Here is a 19,724-nt window from a genome sequence, read left to right on the forward strand (position 1 = left end):
CACCGCTATACCTGTTTTTACATTGGTATTGAAAAACAACTCTTCAACAGCCATAGCATCAGGTCTGTATTTATTTATAATAGTAACGAGACTATCGTAAATTTGCTCCAATCTTTTAGGAAAGCTTATCCCTGCCTGCGTTATTATTGCACCGTAATCAACAGTTTCAAATCTATTCTTTTCATATTTTATAACACCGTAGCCTATTGTAGCATATCCCGGGTCTATCCCTAAAATAATCATAACTTCATAAGCTCCTGTGCCGCAAACATTACTCCTGCTTTTCCGCTTTCATAAGTAAGTCCGCCTTGAAAGAATACAGTATACGGCTCTTTCATAGGTGCATCTGCAGAAAGCTCTATCGACGAACCTTGAACAAATGCGCCTGCCGCCATTATAACCTGAGCATCATATCCCGGCATATCCCACGGTTCAGGCGTTAAAAAGCTGTCGACCGGAGCTCCTTTTTGTATCCCTCTGCAAAAAGCTTTTATTTTTTCGGGACAATTAAGTTCAACTGCTTCAATTATATCTGTTCTTACGCTATCCGATGCAGGATTTACTTTATATCCCATATCTTCAAATAAAGCTGCAGCAAAAACAGCTGTTTTTAAAGCCTGTGCCGTAATATGAGGAGCCATAAAAAATCCTCTAAACATATCTCTGAGAACATTTAGTGTAGCGCCTACCTCATTTCCTATTCCGGGAGCAGTAAGCCTGCAAGCACATTTTTCTACCAATTCTTTTTTTCCTGCTATATATCCGCCTGTTGGTGCAAGTCCACCGCCCGGGTTTTTTATCATTGAACCTATTATGAGGTCAGCACCGTGAGATATAGGCTCTGTTTTCTCAACAAATTCACCGTAGCAGTTATCGATTACTACGCTTACATTACTGTTTATATTTTTAACAAATAAAGCAATTTCCCCTATTTGTTCGCAAGTAAGCGAAGGTCTGTTCATATATCCCTTAGAGCGCTGAATAAAAACAATCTTAACATCATCTGTAAGCGCTTTTCTTATACCTTCAAAATCAATTTTATTATCTTTAAAATCAACTTGACGATAATTAACTCCGAAATCCATAAGTGAGCCGTCGCACTCTGTAATTCCTATAACGCTGTCCAAGGTATCATAGGGTTTCCCTGTAACCGAAAGAAGAGTATCTCCAGGACGCAATAATCCAAACAAAGCAACTGTTAACGTATGAGTTCCGGAAACAAAATAATGACTTACAAGAGCATCTTCGCAGTCAAATACATTTGCAAAAACAGCATTAAGCTTTTCTCTTCCTCTATCGTCATATCCATATCCTGTAGTTCCTGCAAAATCAGCTTCACATACTCTGTTTTCAGAAAAAGCCTTTAAAACCTTAAGCTGATTATATTCGGCAATCTCATCAATAATTCTAAATTGAGCACTTGCTTTTTCCTGAGCTTTTACAGCCATAGTTGATAACTGTTCGTTAAACAAAAAACATTTCCTCCATTTCTGCACTTCTAAGCATTATAACAACAATGAAATTATCAGACAAAGCAATCCCCATATTCCTTGATATGCAAGCATTTGCTGTGTTTCAACGGGGGTTTGGCTAAATACAAGAAAAGCAGTCATAGCAAGAGCAATAGCTATGCAAAGCGCACGTAAAATTATACATATTGTTACAGAGCGTTTGATTTTTCCTGCAGCCGTAATTGCATATAAAATACCGCAAATCCCGTTTTGAGAAACAACAGTTGCGGGAGTTTTTTCTTTTTTCTCTACAACTGTATTCATTCTTACACTTTTTTTACTGCTGAAAACAACAATATCCATATTTTTCAAACAAAAAACTTTTCTTATAAGGTTTTCTGTTATATTTTGGTCATCAGAATTTACGATTAAAGCATTTTCTTCAAAATCAAAATCCGAAAGTTGATTGATAACACTTACCTGTGCGCTGTATCTTACAACAAACAGACCTTTAAGAATACCGTTTTTAGAATAGAATATAATGTGCTTATTATCGCTTCCGAATTTTTTCACATAATCAGTTTCGGGTAAATCGACGTTTAAATATTCCATAAAGCTTGCATTACCTGCCGCAATTTCATCGTTACCAAGCTTTCCTGAAACACCCATTTTATCAAATACTTCTATATCTTCAACATCTTTCAAAAACTCATTTTTATTATCCATAAGCTTTAAAAAAGCATATCTTAACGGACAATTCACAGCATTATATAAAGAAGCTACAGCTACAGCAACATCAAAAATTTCACTGTCTGCTGACATTTTCATTCCGGTAATTTCTAAATTCTTTTCAGAAAACAATTCGTGGTCTGAAATAACAAGAGCGTTAGTATCAGAAAATTCCTGAGCAACCGTATAGTTGGTGATAAAAGCTTCTTTTTTAGCAAGCTTTTTAAGCTTTAAAAAATACGGTAATGAAAAACAAAGTCCCGATATAAAGGGTGCACAAATAGCTGTTGATGCACAAAGACTTGTAAAAGCAACATAAGCACCGCTTCTTATAAAGCTTACTGCAAAAATAACAAGACATATCAAAAACAAAAACATTCCTGTCTTTTTAGAAAACTTTTCAGAAGGGTCTTTTTCAAAGCTTCTTTCAAGAAATCCTGTAAAAAAGTCACTTTTGCAAACAGCGGAAATCTTATTGTCGTCAGTATTTATTTCATAAGGCATATCATTTTTTGTTATTCTTGTAAGAGCAATTTTTTCGTTTTCATTTATCAATATGGAAGAATTGTTACAAACTGCACTTATTCTTAAATATTTGCCAAACAGACATAAGAAAAACGCAATAGACGGTGCTGCACCGTAAAATACAAATGCGTTTTCTTGAGAAACACCTGCGAGTCCCGAATATACACAAAAAGCAATAGAGATAACCATTGAAATAGACGGCAAGGATTCGTTTGAAGGTTTAAATGTAATAAGATTTTTTATTCCCGAAACAAAGCTGCCTAATGCAGTTATTATTAAAAAGAGCATAAGCAAAATGCAAGCGGTACAGAAAGCAAAAATATTAACTTCGGGTCTTAAAAATCCTGGTAGTAAAAATGGATAAGCAACGCCTATATTCAAATACAATAAAAGAAAGGTAAATATTCCTCCGACAAGAGTTTTAAAGGATGCATCTCGTTTTTGAAAGAGTAAATCTTTTACTACTGTTTCCTTATCCTCTATTGATTCAAACTCATCAATTTCCACTACAGGTGCTTCTTCTTGTTCAATAGGCTCCTCATCGTCCTCAGCCTCTGCCAAAAGTTTGTTAATAAAGCCCGCCAAACCTTTTTTCTCAGCTTTTACTTCTTCTGTATTAAGATTATTTTCAAATTTATCTTTATTATCTTCTTCAATCGGATGCTCCGGACGTATTTTTGTATTTGTCTCAGGTACCGCAGTCCAGATAGGCATACCGTAATCTTCACGATTGTAAAATTTACGTGGTAGCTCCTGTTCTTTTTCAGCTACAATGACCTTTTCAGGCTCTTCATTTGTTAAAGCAGAATCTTCTTTAATAGCTATATCTTTGCTCTCCGTAGCTTTATCCTCTTCAGAATTATCGCCATAAAACTCCTGTATGAAGTTTTTCATTTTATTGCGATTTATAGCTTCTTTTGAAGTAATAGGCTCTTCAACAGGCTTAACATACTCATTAACTCTTTTTTCAAGAGTATCTTTCTGAAGCTTAAATTCTTTTTTCTCGGATTTTATATCTTCCTTAAGATTTTCAATATTGCTATTAATTTTTTTATCATCAGACTTTTTTATATCTTTTTCGGCATTATCTGCAGAATTTTCTTTTTTACCGTTACCAAATTCAGATAATATATCGTCAATACTTATATTTGTATCTCCGAGTCCATCAAAAATATCTTTATCCTGCACCTTTATCCCCCCAAAATTTTATATGTTTTTTAATGACCTGAATTTTGCACATTCCATAAGCACTATTGCTGCAGCGCAGGAAGCATTAAGAGAATTTATTTTGCCAAACATAGGAATTTTCAAAAGCATATCACAGCTTTCTCTCATCAATCGGCTCATTCCTTCACCTTCACTGCCTATTACTATTGCCACAGGACAATCATAATCAGTATCGTAATAGTATCTGTCACCCATACCGTCGGTCCCAAAAACAAACACACCTGCTTTTTTTAATGACCTTACTGTATCGTTAAGATTTGTAACTCTTGCTATTTTCATATGCTCAGCTGCACCTGCAGAAGATTTATACACAGTACTTGTCATTCCGCAGCTACGTCTTTTCTGAATTATAACCCCATGCGCTCCTGCACAGTCTGCGCTTCTTATTATTGCTCCTAAATTATGAGGGTCGCTTATTTCGTCTGCTATAACTAAAAACGGCTTTTGATTTTTTGAATATGCATAATCAAGAATTTCCTCTACCGTTGAATACTCTTTTTGAGTTACATATGCCGCTATACCTTGATGGGATTTTGTTGTAAACATCTTATCGAGACTTTCTCTTCTTGTAGTTACAACAGGAATTCCTTTTTCGCGTGCCATAGCTATTATTTTTAAAATCAATCCTTCTCTGCTTCCGTCAGCTATAAGAATTTTTTCTATATTTCTTTCCGCTTTTAAAGCTTCAAAAACAGGATTGCGCCCGCAAATTATTCCCTCGTCTTCAATTTCGTTATTTCTATATTCTTCTCTTCTCATCAGTTAGTATTTCCTTTCAAAAAGACCGTCCCGTAAAGCAAATATTACAAATTGTACTAAAAAATATGCCTACAAATCAAATTCTCTTTATTTGTTAATTCTGCCATATTTTTTTGAGTTTTCCACAGCAAAAAGGGTTTTCCACAGGGTTTTCCACATAAAAAAGCTTGATTTTATAGCATTTCAAGGCTATTTTAGATATTGCACAATCAAAAATAATGTTGAAATTTATTCTCAATTTCCATTTTCCTAAAAAAGGAAAAACGAAAATATTTATTGTACAAAAATCTGAAATTTTATTTTTTTTGATACGATTTTTCTATACTCATATTAGCACAAGCGTTTAAGTATTTATCACCTAAATTTTTCTCTTTAAATTCAAAGAAAGCCTGAACTCCTATCATCACAGCATTATCGCCGCAATATTTTACAGACGGTATAAAAAGCTCTATTTTATTATCTGTACACAGCTTATTTGCATATTCTCTCAAGTAAGAGTTGGCAGCCACTCCTCCTGCTATACATAAAACGTTGACATTATTTTTAACACATGCAAGCACAGCCTTATCCATAAGAGTTTCGCAAACGGTTTTATTAAAAGAAGCAGCAATATCTGCATCAGCAATTTCTCCGCCTTTTTGACGGATGTTATGAACCAAATTATTAACTGCTGTTTTAACACCCGAAAAGCTAAAATCAAAAGGATTGTCATCAAAACTTACCCTTGGAAGCTTTAAAGCATCAGGATTACCTTTTTTAGAAAGCTTATCAATACTCGGTCCTCCGGGATATGATAACCCTAAAATTCTCGCCGTTTTATCGTAAGCTTCTCCTGCAGCATCATCTCTTGTCTTTCCTATTATTTCAAAATCTGTATAATCCTTAACAAGAACAATATGAGAATGTCCGCCCGATGCAACCAGACACATAAACGGAGGCTTTAACTGTGGATTTTCAATATAATTTGCAGCAATATGCCCTCTGATATGATGAACAGGAATGATAGGTCGTTTTAATGAGGTTGAAAGTCCTTTAGCAAAACTGACACCTGTAAGCAACGCTCCAATTAGTCCCGGTGCATATGTAACTGCTACAGCATCTATATCTGAGTATTCAAGACCTGCTTGCTCCACAGCCTTTTCAACTACTTCGCTGATACATTTGCTATGCATTCTTGAAGCAACCTCAGGCACAACTCCACCGTAATTACTATGAGTTTCAACTTGAGAATAAACTATATCTGACAGAATTTTTTTACCGTCTGCCACAACTGCTGCGGCTGTCTCATCACACGATGATTCTATTGCCAAAATATTCACCTTAACGGCCATTCCTTTCAAAAATAAGCATAATAATACATCATATATTAATACATAATATATTATATACTATATATAAGATAAAAGCAATAGTATTTTTGCGCTTTATCCAATAAAAAAACAGCTCTTTATTCACATAAAAAAGCTGTTTTTACAATTATTCTGCTGAAAGCTCTACTAAATGAGCTATTGATGGAATGCTTTCTCCTTGTTGAAAAGAAACGGGGCTCATAAGAGCTCCGGTTCCAATAAATAATACTTTTTTTAGCTCTCCTCTTTCCATTTTAGGCAATATATATGATGTCAGTACACTTGCAGAGCATCCGCATCCGCTACCTCCTGCGTGAACATCCTGAGCCTCTCTGTCATAAATAATAAGACCGCAATCTGTATAATTATTGTTTAAATCATATCCTTCTTTTTTGCATAAATCCTTTACTATATCATAGCCTACATACCCTAAGTCCCCTGTCGCAATAAAGTCATAATCTGAAGGAATGGTTTTAGTGTCGTTAAAAAACTCAATCAAGGTTTGTGCAGCAGCAGGAGCCATAGCAGCACCCATATTATTTATATCGTCTACCCCTAAATCTTTTATTTTTCCAACCGTTGCTCTTTTAACCTTTACTTTTCCCCTTTCACCCATTATAACAGCACCTGCGCCGGTAACAGTCCACTGTGCCGACGGCGGACGCTGACTCCCGTATTCAAGCGGAAAACGAAACTGCCTTTCGGCAGAACAAAAATGCGATGATGACAGATTTATGGTTCTCTTAGCAACACCGCTGTCTACCGTTAAAGCACTTAAAATCATTCCCTCTGCCATAGTAGAACAAGCTCCGTAAAGTCCAAAAAATTTTATATTAAAATCACGCAAACCATAGCTTGAACTTATACATTGATTCAAAAGGTCACCTGCAAAAATAAAATCAATATTTTCCGGCTTTAACTTAAGCTTATCCATAGCAATACAGCAAACCTTTTGTTGCATAACACTTTCAGATTTTTCCCAGGTATCCTGCCCAAAAGTGTTATCAATATCGCAAAAATCAAAAAGCTCACCTAACGGTCCTTCTTTTTCTTTGCTTCCTGTAACAGATGCATAGCCTTCAACACAGGGCATTTTTTCAAATTCTATTGTATTAAAATTTAAAGTAGCCATTTTATTTTCTCCGTTAATATTTTTATTTTATTTTTTGTAAAATAAATATTTTTATTCAATTATAAAAGCTTCAATTTTTGTGCTATATATTGCAAAAAGCTTTTTTATTTAAAAAATTTTATTTATATTTAGGCTATATATTAACGGTGTTTTTTTGTATAATATAATAAAAAGTTGTTCTCACAATAAAACTTAAAAGGAAGTGTATCAATGGGAAAAGGTAAAAGAACCCGTTTAAGTAATAGTCTCGAATCTACCAATAAAAAGCAAGCAAAAATTAAAACTTCTATTGACAAGAAAAAAAGAAAAAAAATCAATACTGTTATTTTTTTATGTATCGCTGCTATTGCAGTTGTCTCAGCTGTTACAGGAATATTTATTAACAAATTAAATGATGACGGATATTTTTTAAGAAAAACAGTTTCTGCTCAATCTGATGATTTTGAAGTAAATAATGCTATGATGAGTTATTTCTTGCATACCGAATTTTCTTCTTTTGTAAACAATTATTCCGATTCTTTGGATTCATACGGTCTTGATATTTCCAAGCCTCTTAAATCTCAAAAAATTCCCGATTCTGAAAACACTTGGTTTGAATATTTTTCTCAAAACGCTTCATCTACCGTTAAACAGTACTTAATTTTGGCACAAAATGCAAAGAGAAATAACATATCTATTGAAGAAGATGAAATCAAATCCATCAACTCAAGCATCGATTTTCTTAAAAATTCTGCGCAAAAGGAAAATGTTGATTTTGAAAAATATATCTCTCAAATATATGGTCACGGTGTTAAAGAGCAAGATATAAGAAAAGCCCTTGAATTAAGAGCTCTTGCAATAAAATATTATAATATTGTAAAAAATGATTTCAGTTATTCCGATGATGAAATACAAAAATATTTTGATGAAAACCCTGCAAGCTTCTTAATGTGTGATTTCAAAAAATTTGAGTTTTCACCTACAATTCCTTCAAAAGCCACCGAAGAAGAAAAGAAAAGCATTTACGCACAAACTAAAAAATATGCTGAGGAATTGGCAGCTTGCAAAACTTCCGAAGAATTTGACGCTTATCTGACAACATATCTCAAGAACTTGTATAAAGACGACAGCAAAAAGAACAATAGTGCTATTGAAAAAGAAGTTAATGAAACATTAAACAAAGGCTATAAATACAGTGTTTCAGACGATTTAGGTAAATGGGCATTTGAAAACGGACGCAAAATCAATGATACAAAAGTTATTGAAAAATCCGGTATATATGCCGTTTACATTATGGTTAAGCCTTCATATTACGAAACCTATAATACAAAAAATCTTCGTCATATTATGCTAACCTCTGATATTTACGGTAGCGACGAAAAAGCTAAGGAAAAAGCCGAAGAAATTTTGAAAAAATGGAACGACTCAGAAAAAACAGATACTGTATTTTCTGCTTTTGTAAAAGAATTCAGCGAAGATACAAACACCAGAACAAAAGACGGAAAGCTTGAAAACACATTAAAAGATGAACTTACCGGAAACTTTGATTTATGGGCATTCAGTTCAAGCAGAAAAGTCGGAGACTGTGATATTGTAAAGAGCGATTTCGGATACCATATAGCTTATTTTGACGGAGACGGAATTGAGGCTTGGAAACAAATTGCGATAAACGAATTAAAATCCAAAGACTATTCTAAAAAATATGAAACCTTCGAGAAAACAACGAAGATTATAATTGATTCAAAAAAGATTTCTAAAATCCCTGATATCAACTAACAAAAAGTGCGGAGTATCAAACACTCCGCACTTTTTTTATATTAAGTTTAATCTTTTTTATCTGACTCATAAAGCGTTTTATTAAGAGAATTTACACTTACAAGCATTAGTATATAGTTAATAACATCCAATAAAAATACTGTAGAAAAAGCTATAAAAAATCTTCTTATATCAGCTTCGTCAGACAGTATAAAAATTGCTAATGAAAACAAAAGCGTAATAAGGCCAAAAATTACAATTGATATTATAGAAATTACCTTCAAAAGAGATGTGGCTTTCATTTGAATTTCTCTTGAAAGAGAAAGCATCAAGAAGCTCAGCACAAACAAAAGAAACACAAAGGAAAGTACACCGTAAAACACCGCTTTACCCGTTGTAAGCTTACCTTCAAAATTTAAGTTTGACATATTTTTTATAAATGCCGTAATTCTCAACGCATACATAAAAGAAATAGCTAATGATGAAATCTTGTATATTATTTTATTTTTATAAAAACTTAAAATAAAAGCACAGAAAAATATTGGTATAAGCGAAACTACCAATAAGGAAAATACGCTTTCTGTATTACCGTAATAACCGAGCATAACAAGATTTACATTAGCTTCTAAAAAATGAATACATATGCAAATACATATTGATACAAATGCGTATATGAAAGAAACTGCTTTTAATTTCATATCTTTTGTTTCCTTATACTATATATTGATTTCATTTGCAATATTATAGAGTTCAATATCAAAAGGCTTTTTCATAGAAAGAGCTTCTTGAATATCATAGTCAAGTATCTCATTATTTTTAGTTACAACAACACGATTGCTGATACCCTTTGAAAGAAGTTCAACCGCATAATGTCCCATTTTAGTACCAATAATTCTATCCTTAACAGAGGGAGAGCCACCCCTTTGAACATATCCCAATACAGTTGCACGTGTTTCTATGCCGGTTTCTTTTTCAATTCGCTTTGCCATTTCATCAACTCCGCCGACTCCTTCAGCAACAAGTATGATAAAATGTTTTTTGCCTGTCTTCAATGTTTTATTTATTTTATCAATGATATCTTTTTGGAAATCAAACTCAATTTCAGGAACAAGAACAACGGTAGCTCCAACTGTAATTCCACTGTAAAGAGTAAGCCATCCTGCTTTTCTTCCCATAACCTCAACAACAGAGCAACGATCGTGAGATTGAGCTGTATCACGTATTCTGTCTACCATTTTTGTAATAGTATCTAAAGCTGTATCAAAACCGATTGTATAATCACTTGCTGAAATATCGTTATCTATTGTTCCGGGAATACCAATGCTGGGAATTCCGTGAGCAGAAAGATCAGCCGCACCTCTGAAGGAACCGTCTCCACCCATTACTACAACACCGTCAATACCGAATTTTTTACAATTTTCGACAGCTTTCTGAATTCCTGCCTCTTCCTTAAACTCAAGACATCTTGCTGTGTAAAGAAGTGTTCCGCCTCTATGTATTATATCAGAAACACTGCGCAAATTAAGCTCTTCAATATCTCCGTTTATAAGTCCGTTATATCCTCTTTTTATACCGAATACTCTTATTCCTTTAGCAATAGCTGCTCTTGTAACCGCTCTGATTACAACATTCATTCCGGGAGCATCTCCGCCGCTGGTGAGAATACCTATTTTTTTTACCGCATTAACCATTTAATACATTCCTTCCGATTGGTTAGATATTTTTGTATAATGTTAGCACAAAATACCTCATTATATACTATTTTATATTTTAATACACAAACAATCTAAAATCAATTAAATATACAAAAAATGTTGCAAAAACATTTCATGGAAATTCACACTTTTTTTATGTTAAATCACAACAACATTGTTTTTACCTAAAATTTCGCAAAGCTCAATTTCTAATTGTTCATCAATATCCACGTTAAAGTTTGCCACAACAGCACTGCCGTCGTTTGAAAATTTTACGGTAACCTTACTTTTTCCCGGCTTTCTTTTCATAAGTTCTACTGCTTTGATAAAATCAGTATCATTTTTTGAAGCAGCTTTAACATATAATTTTTTTGAAATCATATCATTCTTCTCAAGAATATCAATGCTGTTACATAAAAGTTTAAAGTGCTCTTCCTCACGAACATTTATTTTTCCTAAAACAAGCAAAGCGTTTGACTCGTAAAGAAACCTCGAAAATTTTTGAAAAACCTTTGGAAATATAATAAGCTCAACAACTCCCGTAAGATCTTCCATAGTTACAAAAGCCATTTGCTCATTATTCTTTGTATTTTTCAAAGTAACATTAAGTACAATTCCTGCTATCTTTACGTTATCTCCATCTTTAAAAGCTCCGTCATTTTCCTCAAGACTCTCTTGTATCTGCGCTATGCTCTTTGCGTTATACTGTTTTATTGCTCTTGTATAATCCGAAATAGGATGTCCTGAAAAATACATTCCGCCGACTTCTTTTTCCATTTTCAAAAGCTCTTCTCTTGAAAACTCAGGCACAATTTCATAACGTTGCGCTTTTAATTCGGATATAGGTGCTTCTGAAAACAAATCAAGCTGACCTTCTACGTTTTTTCGTTGACTGTCTGTAATTTGAGTTATTATCTTATTCATAGATAATAAAAGACTTTTTCTGTTAATTTTAAGACTGTCAAAAGCGCCGCATCTGATTAGACCCTCAATAGCTCTCTTGTTTAAGTCATAAGCGCTCATTCTTTTGCAAAAATCGTAAAAATCCTCAAATTTTCCGTTTCTTTCTCTTTCTTTTACCAAAAGCTTTATAAATGCTCTGCCTACATTTTTTATTGCAACAAGTCCAAAACGGATATTTCCTCCCGAAACGGTAAAGGTATCACAGCTTTCGTTAATATCGGGCAACAACACTTTTATACCTAAGCTGTTACACTCTTCTATATACTCATTAACCTTATCCTGACGGTCAATAACACTGGTTAAAAGAGCTGCCATATATTCCTTTGTATAATGTTTTTTTAAAAATGCAGTTCTGTACGCTACCATAGCATATGCGGCGGCATGAGATTTGTTAAAAGCATATTCGGCAAATTTTGCCATTTCATCAAATATCTCACCCGCTGTTTTTTCATCAACGCCGTTATTTACTGCGCCTATTATTTCAATGTTTCCGTTTTCATCTTTTTTACCGTAAATAAAGTTTTGACGTTCCTTTTCCATTACAGAGGCTTTCTTTTTGCTCATAGCACGACGAACAAGATCAGCTCTGCCATAAGAATATCCGGCAAGCTTTCTGACTATTTGCATAACCTGTTCCTGATAAACTATGCAGCCATAGGTAATGTCAAGAATATCCTTTAAAAGTGGGTGTTTATATTTCACTCTTTCAGGATTGTGAGAAAATTCAATATATGCAGGTATAGAATCCATAGGACCCGGTCGGTAAAGGGAAATAACAGCTATAATATCCTCCATACTTTTAGGCTCAAGCCCCATTATAGCTCTGCGCATTCCCGGAGATTCAAGCTGAAAAACACCTAAAGTTTTTCCGCTGGTCAGCATATCGAATGTACCTTTATCGTCATATGGAATATTCTCTATGGAAAAATCCTTTTTATTTGCATTTATCAGCTTCTCGGCGTCACTTATAATTGTAAGATTTCTCAATGCCAAAAAGTCCATCTTTAAAAGTCCCAGCTCTTCCAATGTTCCCATCGGATACTGTGTTACTGTTAAATCATCATTTTTCTGCAAAGGCACAAAATCATATACAGGAGAAGCTGTAATAACTACTCCCGCTGCATGTGTAGAACAATGGCGGGGCATTCCTTCAAGCTTTTCAGCAGTGTCTATAAGCTCTTTTATTTCCGCTTTTTCCTCATATATAGCATTGAGCTCCGGAGAAACTAATAAAGCTTTTTTTATTGACATATCCTTTTCCATAGGAATAAGCTTTGCCACAACATCAACATCATTATACGGTATTCCTAAGGTTCTTCCTACATCTCTTATTGCAAGGCGTGCCTGCATAGTACCGAAAGTAATAATTTGTGCAACTCTGTCCTTCCCGTACTTATTTATTACATATTCTATTACCTCTCCCCTACGTTCATAACAAAAATCAATATCAATATCAGGCATTGTTACACGTTCGGGATTTAAAAATCTTTCAAAAAGCAAATTATATTTTAAAGGGTCAATATCCGTAATTTGTAAAGAATAGGCCACAATACTTCCCGCAGCACTTCCTCTACCTGGACCGACAGGAATATTATTATCTTTTGCAAACTTTATAAAATCGTGTACTATTAAAAAATAATCTACAAATCCCATTTCTTTAATAGTATTCAACTCGTAATTCAAGCGTTCCTTTATTTCCTCGGAAATATTATTATAACGTTTTTCAATTCCCTTTTCACAAAGTCTTTTCAGTTCATCATAGGTATTTATTCCGCTTGGAAGCTTAAATTCAGGCAAATGCCTTTCATTAAAATCAAACTCTATATTACATTTATCTACTATTTTCTGTGTATTTTCAACAGCATGAGGACAATTTAAAAAAAGGCTTTTCATTTCCTCTTCTGATTTAAAATAAAATTCATTTGTAGGAAGCGCAATAGCATTTTCATCGTTGATCTGTTTACCTGTTTGAATACACATCAATACTTTTTGGGTTTTAGCATCATTTTTATCTATATAATGAACGTCATTTGTTGCTACTATGGGAATATCAAGTTCTTTTGAAAGCTTTAATAATCCTGTATTTACAGCTTGCTGTTCACGCATTAAATGGTCTTGAAGTTCAAGATAATAGTCTTCACCAAACAATTCTTTATATTTTTTAGCACTATTTCTTGCACCCTCAATATCACCGTTGAGAATTTTAGAAGGTACTTCACCTCTCAAGCAGGCACAAAGACATACAAGACCTTCGCTGTATTTTGACAAAAGTTCAAAATCTATTCTCGGTTTAATATAAAAACCTTCAGTAAATCCTAAAGAAACAAGCTTTATAAGATTGCTATAGCCTTTAGTATTCTTACATAAAAGAACAAGGTGATAATATCCACCTGAAATTTCACGGGTTTTATCAAATCTGGTGCCGGGAGCTACATAAACCTCACAGCCTATTAATGGTTTAATACCGTTTGCTTTACATTCTTTATAAAAATCTATGCAACCGTTCATAACCCCATGGTCTGTTATTGCCACAGCATTCATATTATATTCTTTTGCTTTTTTTACAATTTCTTTTATTCTGCACGCTCCGTCTAAAAGACTGTATTCACTGTGCAAATGAAGATGAGCAAACGACATTTTTAAACCCCCTTTAATTTTGTATAAAAACAGGCTCTGCCCTGCTTAAAGCACGAGCAGAGCCATTGTGCCCTACGGTAAAATTATTTAACGTCAATAGGATATTCGCCATCAAAACAGCCTGTGCAAAGCTCTAAATTACAGCCGTTGCAAGCTGTTTTCAAACCTTTTACAGAAATATATGCAAGACTGTCTGCACCTATCATCTTACAAATTTCATCACATGAATATTTATTTGCAATAAGTGATTCTTCTGAATCTATATCTGTACCAAAATAACATGTATGAATAAAAGGCGGAGATGAAATACGCAAATGAACCTCTTTAGCTCCTGCTGCACGCAAAGCTGCTATTATTTTTGCGCTTGTGGTACCTCTTACAATAGAGTCATCAACAAGAATTACTCTTTTTCCTGCAACAGTTGCTTTTAAAGGATTAAGCTTTAATTTTACAGCAGTCTCTCTTGCTTTCTGAGTAGGATAAATAAAGCTTCTTCCTATGTATCTGTTTTTAACAAAAGCGCTTCCTAAAGGAATTCCGCTCTGAGCACTAAATCCTTGTGCTGCTTCAAGACCGCTGTCGGGAACACCGCAAACAATGTCAGCATTAGTTGGTGTTTCCATAGCAAGTATCATACCTGCATTGAAACGAGCTTTATATACGCTCACATTATCAATGATAGAGTCAGGGCGTGCAAAATAAACATATTCAAAAATGCACAAGCCTTCCTTGGCTTTTTTATAGCCAAACATTATAGAGCTCATCTCTCCGTTTTCATCAATGGAAAGAATTTCTCCGGGCTTTATATCACGTACAAAATTTGCATCTATACTGTCAATAGCACAGCTCTCTGAAGCAATAATTTTTTCATTGTTATATTCACCGAGACAAAGAGGACGGAAACCGTTAGGATCACGTACAGCTATAAGCTTATTTCCGCTTAAAATAACAAGAGAATATGCTCCTTTTAAATAGGAACAAGCGTTTATAATTGCCTGTTCAATATTTTCAACCTTTAGCATTTCATTAACAATAAGCATTGATATAATTTCGCTATCGCTGTTTGTTTTAAATAAAACGCCTTCATTTTCAAGAGATTTTTTTAACTCTTCTGCATTTATTATATTTCCGTTATGAGCAACTGCTATTCTTCCTTTAAAAAACTCAGTAACAATAGGCTGAGCATTTTCTTTAGAGTTATTTCCGACTGTGGAATATCTAACATGGCCGATAGCTGTTTTAGATTTAGGCAGTTTAGAAAGAACCTAATTTTTAAAAACCTCGGAAACAAGACCACTGTTTTTATGATACAATATTGATTTTCCGGAAATAGCGGCTATTCCCGCACTTTCCTGACCTCTATGTTGTAAAGCCAAAAGTGCATTATATGTTATTCCCGCAGCTTCTTCATTTTCAGCGCACACTACACCGAAAATTCCGCATTCTTCATGTAGCTTATCGAATAGCAAAAAATCTCCTCTTTTCATTGAATAATCTATTATTTATTTTATCATATAATATTTTTTTTGGCAAGCAAAAATGACATATTTTTATGTTAATATATAGTATATTTTATGATTTTGTTTTACCTTATAAAAATTATTTTTTAACAAAGATTTTTTTTGTTAAAAAAATAAATTTAAGTTTATAATAATAAATATAATAAGCTGTAAACTTGACATAAAACAAAGCATATGATATTCTTAAAATGTTGTTTTGATATAAGCAATACGTAGCTTTAATCACAGTAAAGGATATGGTGATTTTATGGATAAAACAAATGTACCTGAAATTTTTGCAAGTAACGTATTTAATGAAACTATTATGGCTATGCGTCTGCCTGCAGACATTTACAAAAGTCTGAAAGAAACAATCAATGAGGGAAAGCCTCTTGATAATGCCGTTGCTCAGGTCGTTGCAAATGAAATGAAGGATTGGGCTATCGAGAAAGGCGCTACTCACTATACTCACTGGTTTCAGCCTATGACAGGTGTTACTGCTGAAAAGCACGATGCTTTTATAGCCCCTACGCCTGACGGTAAGGTTATAATGGAATTTTCAGGAAAAGAGCTTATAAAGGGTGAGCCTGATGCTTCCTCTTTCCCCTCTGGTGGTTTGAGAGCTACATTTGAAGCACGCGGATATACTGCGTGGGACCCCACCTCTTATGCTTTTATTAAAGACCGTACTCTTTGTATTCCTACAGCATTTTGCTCATATTCGGGCGAGGTTTTAGATAAGAAAACTCCCCTTTTGCGTTCTGAAGAAGAAATAGGACGTCAGTCTGTCAGAGTACTTAAATATTTCGGTAAAAACGTAAGCCGAGTTTCCTCTTCCGAAGGTCCTGAACAAGAATATTTCCTTGTTGACAGAGATTTATTCAAGCAAAGAAAAGACTTGATTTTTACCGGAAGAACTCTTTTTGGCGCAAGACCTCCTAAGGGACAGGAATTGGATGACCATTATTTCGGTACTCTTAAAGAAAGAGTATCTGCTTATATGAAAGAGCTTGACGAAGAGCTTTGGAAATTGGGCGTTTATGCAAAAACAGAGCACAACGAAGGCGCTCCTGCTCAGCACGAGCTTGCTCCTATTTATACACATACAAATATCGCAACAGACCATAATCAGCTCACAATGGAAATGATGAAAAAAATCGCTCCTCATCATAATCTTGTCTGTCTACTACACGAAAAGCCTTATAAAGGAGTAAACGGAAGCGGAAAGCATAATAACTGGTCTCTTTCTACCTCCGACGGAGAAAATCTTTTAAAGCCCGGTAAAAATCCTATTGAAAACAAACAGTTTCTTCTCTTCTTTGCAGCTGTTATGAAGGCTGTTGATATGTATGGTGATTTAATTCGTATTTCAGTAGCAACTGCAGGAAATGACCACCGTCTCGGAGCTAACGAAGCTCCGCCTGCTATTGTTTCTATGTTTATAGGCGAAGAGCTTGAAGATGTAGTAAATGCTGTTATTGAAGGTAAATCCTCTTTGGAAAATAAGCGTGAAATGCTTAACACAGGAGTAGAAATTCTTCCTAAGCTTCGCCGTGATACCACCGATAGAAACAGAACCTCCCCCTTTGCTTTTACAGGCAATAAATTTGAGTTCAGAATGCCCGGTTCTTCGCAATCAATAGCAGATATAAATGTTATAATCAATACAACCGTTGCAGAAAGCTTACGTCAATTTGCTGACAGACTTGATGCTTGTGAAAATCCTAATGATGAGATAGAAAATATCATTAGAGAAACCTTTAAAGAGCATAAACGCATCATTTTTAACGGCAATAACTATTCAGAAGAATGGGTTGAGGAAGCAAAAAGACGAGGCTTACCTAACTACAAAACAGCCACCGAAGCTTTAGCTCATTTTATTGACAAAAAGAATATTGAGCTATTTTCAAAACACGGTATTTTCAGTGAATCGGAAATGTATTCCCGTTATGAAATATTGTTAGCTGAATATTCAAAGACGATAAATATCGAAGCTTTAACTATGCTTGATATGGCAAAGCAAGAGATTATTCCTGCCTGCATAAAGTATACGGACAGCATTTTAGCTTCTCTTGCTTTGAAAAAGTCATCAAGCATTGGTATTGGCGCAAAATCTCAGGAAAAGTTAGCTGTAAAGCTTTCAACCCTTACAGAAAAACTTATAGAAAGCACTGACCTTCTTGAAGAAAATCTTATTAAGATTAAGGATATTACTGATGCTATTGAAAAAGCTCAATGTCATAAGAGCTATATTGTTCCCGCTATGGATAATGTCAGAGATGTTGCAGATGAGCTTGAGCTTATAGTAGCTAAAGAATTTTGGCCATTCCCCACTTATTCGGAATTATTATTTAATATCTGATAAAAGCATTAAAAATGGTAGATACATTATTTTGTATCTACCGTTTTTTTACAATACTCTTATAAAAGAAACTTTCTTTAGCAATTCGTCGTATTTTTCTTTTTCAGGAGGTAATGTTCCTTTTGTCATTACACAGGCGCTTGCTGATGCAACCGCTGACACAGCACAGTCTTCAAACGCTTTTCCCTCAGCGTATGCACTTATAAAGCCTGCAACTACTGAATCTCCTGCTCCCGTAGTGCTTACACATTTTACATCAAGATTTTTACAATATATAACGCTATCGGCATTTGCAAAAAGACAACCGTCGCCACCCATTGAAATAACTACGTTAGTAACACCTGTTTTAGCGATATTATTTGCTTCTTTTGCTATTTCTTCAACTGTTTCAAGCTTTTTTGAAAGATAGTCTTCAAATTCGTGGATATTGGGCTTAATCATAAAAGCTTTCATTTTTATTCCGTATGCAAGACGTTCTTTTTCGGTATCTACAACAAGCTTTCCACCATTAAATACAACGGCATCTATAAGTCTTTTAAAGCTTTCAAAACTGAATTTCTTAGGAACAGAACCACTGAAGGAGACGATATCACCTTTTTTTACATTTGTTTTAAGATATTCTTCAAGCTCTGTAATTTTAGATACAGGAATCTCAAAGCCACTTTCATTTACATCGGTTTGCTCCATTGTTTTTATATCAACAATTTTAATATTTACCCTTGTTGAGCCTTCCACCATAACGAAGCCGTTTTCTACTCCGTATTTTGAAAGAGTTTCATTGTAAGGCTTTAAGTCATTACTTCCCAAAAATCCTGTCGCAATAGCCTTCTGACCTAAAATGCAACAATCTATAGCAACATTTACCCCTTTTCCGCAGTAGTCGGTACGTGATGAGATACTTCTATTCATTCTATCAACTACAAGTCCGTCAACATCGTAGGTTTTATCAATACAAGGGTTTAAAGTTACTGTATATATCATACTTTTCCTTCTTTCTGACTTTTCTTCCACCATTCCTGATGAATAATAGTTTTTGTTTCGTCTGACAAGTGAGAATTATCATTCATAAAAACAACTTTTCCGTTCAAATCATCATCAAAGTCTATACAAGAAACTCCTGTATTATCGCACCAAGGAACATTGGAAGAATTTTTAAGACCATACCCTAAAATATATGAAAGATACATTTTTATTACTGTTCCGTGAGTTGCTGCAACTATAGTTTTACCTTTATTGTCTTTCAATATTTTTTCAAAACCCAAAACAATACGCTCAAAAAAATCACAATAGCTCTCACCTTCAGGCATTTTAAAGCTTTCGTCATTTTTCTCCCATAAATTATATTCTTCTGGATACAGCTCTTTTATTTTTACAAAGGGTATGTTTTCCCATTTACCGCCAAATATTTCTCTTATATCCTTTGTTAAGCTGATATTAAGCTTTAAATGAGAATTTACAGCTTCTGCTGTTTTTACAGCACGGTTCAAATCACTGGAATAAATCACATCATATTTAATGTCTTTAAAGCGTTCTTTTAACTGTTCAAGCTGTTTTTGACCGTTTTCGGTTATTTCGGAATTAAACGAGCCGTGAAATACTCTTGATTTATTTCCCGCTGCTTCACAATGCCTTACAATATAAAGTCTTGTCATTTATAATCCTC

At 34.3% G+C, this 19,724-nt stretch carries 13 protein-coding genes and 1 pseudogene; 2 read left to right on the forward strand and 12 right to left on the reverse strand.

Annotated features, from left to right (window positions below; genetic code table 11):
- The 6 genes from E7480_05565 to spoVAD all read right to left on the reverse strand — a co-directional run.
- A partial coding sequence (locus tag E7480_05565; GenBank protein MBE6904058.1) for a crossover junction endodeoxyribonuclease RuvC occupies nt 1-243 on the reverse strand: 243 nt, incomplete at its 3' end.
- Nucleotides 240-1,448 carry a hypothetical protein gene (locus E7480_05570; GenBank protein MBE6904059.1) on the reverse strand — a complete coding sequence of 403 codons (1,209 nt, stop codon included), beginning with the start codon at nt 1,446-1,448 and terminating at the stop codon, nt 240-242. The genes E7480_05570 and E7480_05565, both read right to left, overlap by 4 nt.
- Before the next feature lie 57 nt (nt 1,449-1,505).
- A complete protein-coding gene (locus E7480_05575; protein MBE6904060.1) occupies nt 1,506-3,893 on the reverse strand; it encodes a hypothetical protein in 2,388 nt (795 codons plus the stop codon).
- An 18-nt stretch (nt 3,894-3,911) separates the two neighbouring features.
- Nucleotides 3,912-4,691: a 23S rRNA (guanosine(2251)-2'-O)-methyltransferase RlmB gene (gene rlmB, locus E7480_05580; GenBank protein ID MBE6904061.1), complete on the reverse strand. Its 780-nt coding sequence runs from the start codon at nt 4,689-4,691 to the stop codon at nt 3,912-3,914.
- 296 nt (nt 4,692-4,987) lie between these two features.
- Nucleotides 4,988-6,022: a tRNA (adenosine(37)-N6)-threonylcarbamoyltransferase complex transferase subunit TsaD gene (tsaD, locus tag E7480_05585; GenBank protein ID MBE6904062.1), complete on the reverse strand. Its 1,035-nt coding sequence runs from the start codon at nt 6,020-6,022 to the stop codon at nt 4,988-4,990.
- A 145-nt stretch (nt 6,023-6,167) separates the two neighbouring features.
- The gene (gene spoVAD / locus E7480_05590) at nt 6,168-7,172 is read right to left on the reverse strand and encodes a stage V sporulation protein AD (GenBank protein ID MBE6904063.1); all 1,005 of its coding nucleotides are present in this window, start codon (nt 7,170-7,172) and stop codon (nt 6,168-6,170) included.
- Between the two features lie 210 nt (nt 7,173-7,382).
- Here spoVAD and E7480_05595 point away from each other — a divergent pair, with 210 nt between their 5' ends.
- Nucleotides 7,383-8,927, forward strand: coding sequence for a hypothetical protein (locus E7480_05595; GenBank protein ID MBE6904064.1), 1,545 nt, complete (start codon nt 7,383-7,385; stop codon nt 8,925-8,927).
- Nucleotides 8,928-8,974: 47 nt separating this feature from the next.
- Here E7480_05595 and E7480_05600 read toward each other — a convergent pair whose 3' ends face one another.
- From E7480_05600 to purF, 4 genes and pseudogenes are all read right to left on the reverse strand, one after another.
- Nucleotides 8,975-9,604, reverse strand: a complete 630-nt coding sequence (locus E7480_05600; GenBank protein ID MBE6904065.1) for a hypothetical protein — start codon at nt 9,602-9,604, stop codon at nt 8,975-8,977.
- An 18-nt stretch (nt 9,605-9,622) separates the two neighbouring features.
- Nucleotides 9,623-10,597, reverse strand: coding sequence for a 6-phosphofructokinase (pfkA, locus tag E7480_05605; GenBank protein MBE6904066.1), 975 nt, complete (start codon nt 10,595-10,597; stop codon nt 9,623-9,625).
- Between the two features lie 162 nt (nt 10,598-10,759).
- Nucleotides 10,760-14,200, reverse strand: a complete 3,441-nt coding sequence (locus tag E7480_05610; GenBank protein ID MBE6904067.1) for a DNA polymerase III subunit alpha — start codon at nt 14,198-14,200, stop codon at nt 10,760-10,762.
- Nucleotides 14,201-14,283: 83 nt separating this feature from the next.
- Nucleotides 14,284-15,687 (reverse strand): annotated as a pseudogene (gene purF / locus E7480_05615) (amidophosphoribosyltransferase).
- A 280-nt stretch (nt 15,688-15,967) separates the two neighbouring features.
- On the opposite strand from purF, the gene E7480_05620 reads away from it, so the two are divergent.
- Nucleotides 15,968-18,061 carry a glutamine synthetase type III gene (locus tag E7480_05620; GenBank protein MBE6904068.1) on the forward strand — a complete coding sequence of 698 codons (2,094 nt, stop codon included), beginning with the start codon at nt 15,968-15,970 and terminating at the stop codon, nt 18,059-18,061.
- A 48-nt stretch (nt 18,062-18,109) separates the two neighbouring features.
- Here E7480_05620 and E7480_05625 read toward each other — a convergent pair whose 3' ends face one another.
- On the reverse strand, nt 18,110-19,075 hold the full coding sequence (locus tag E7480_05625) for a 1-phosphofructokinase family hexose kinase (protein MBE6904069.1): 966 nt from the start codon (nt 19,073-19,075) through the stop codon (nt 18,110-18,112).
- Nucleotides 19,039-19,713 (reverse strand): histidine phosphatase family protein, encoded by a 675-nt coding sequence (locus E7480_05630; GenBank protein MBE6904070.1) that lies wholly within the window; start codon nt 19,711-19,713, stop codon nt 19,039-19,041. The genes E7480_05625 and E7480_05630 overlap by 37 nt, the downstream gene beginning before the upstream one ends.
- Between the last annotated feature and the right edge of the window lie 11 nt (nt 19,714-19,724).

It is taken from the genome of Oscillospiraceae bacterium (assembly GCA_015067255.1).
Lineage (GTDB): Bacteria > Bacillota > Clostridia > Oscillospirales > SIG519 > SIG519.

What these genes read in the sequence shown, in the direction of transcription:
- E7480_05570 (MBE6904059.1), bottom strand. Translation starts at nt 1,448, where the DNA reads ATGGCTGTAAAAGCTCAGGAAAAAGCAAGTGCTCAATTTAGAATTATT.
- rlmB (MBE6904061.1), bottom strand. Translation starts at nt 4,691, where the DNA reads ATGAGAAGAGAAGAATATAGAAATAACGAAATTGAAGACGAGGGAATA.
- tsaD (MBE6904062.1), bottom strand. Translation starts at nt 6,022, where the DNA reads ATGGCCGTTAAGGTGAATATTTTGGCAATAGAATCATCGTGTGATGAG.
- spoVAD (MBE6904063.1), bottom strand. Translation starts at nt 7,172, where the DNA reads ATGGCTACTTTAAATTTTAATACAATAGAATTTGAAAAAATGCCCTGT.
- E7480_05595 (MBE6904064.1), top strand. Translation starts at nt 7,383, where the DNA reads ATGGGAAAAGGTAAAAGAACCCGTTTAAGTAATAGTCTCGAATCTACC.
- E7480_05600 (MBE6904065.1), bottom strand. Translation starts at nt 9,604, where the DNA reads ATGAAATTAAAAGCAGTTTCTTTCATATACGCATTTGTATCAATATGT.
- pfkA (MBE6904066.1), bottom strand. Translation starts at nt 10,597, where the DNA reads ATGGTTAATGCGGTAAAAAAAATAGGTATTCTCACCAGCGGCGGAGAT.
- E7480_05610 (MBE6904067.1), bottom strand. Translation starts at nt 14,200, where the DNA reads ATGTCGTTTGCTCATCTTCATTTGCACAGTGAATACAGTCTTTTAGAC.
- E7480_05620 (MBE6904068.1), top strand. Translation starts at nt 15,968, where the DNA reads ATGGATAAAACAAATGTACCTGAAATTTTTGCAAGTAACGTATTTAAT.
- E7480_05625 (MBE6904069.1), bottom strand. Translation starts at nt 19,075, where the DNA reads ATGGTGGAAGAAAAGTCAGAAAGAAGGAAAAGTATGATATATACAGTA.
- E7480_05630 (MBE6904070.1), bottom strand. Translation starts at nt 19,713, where the DNA reads ATGACAAGACTTTATATTGTAAGGCATTGTGAAGCAGCGGGAAATAAA.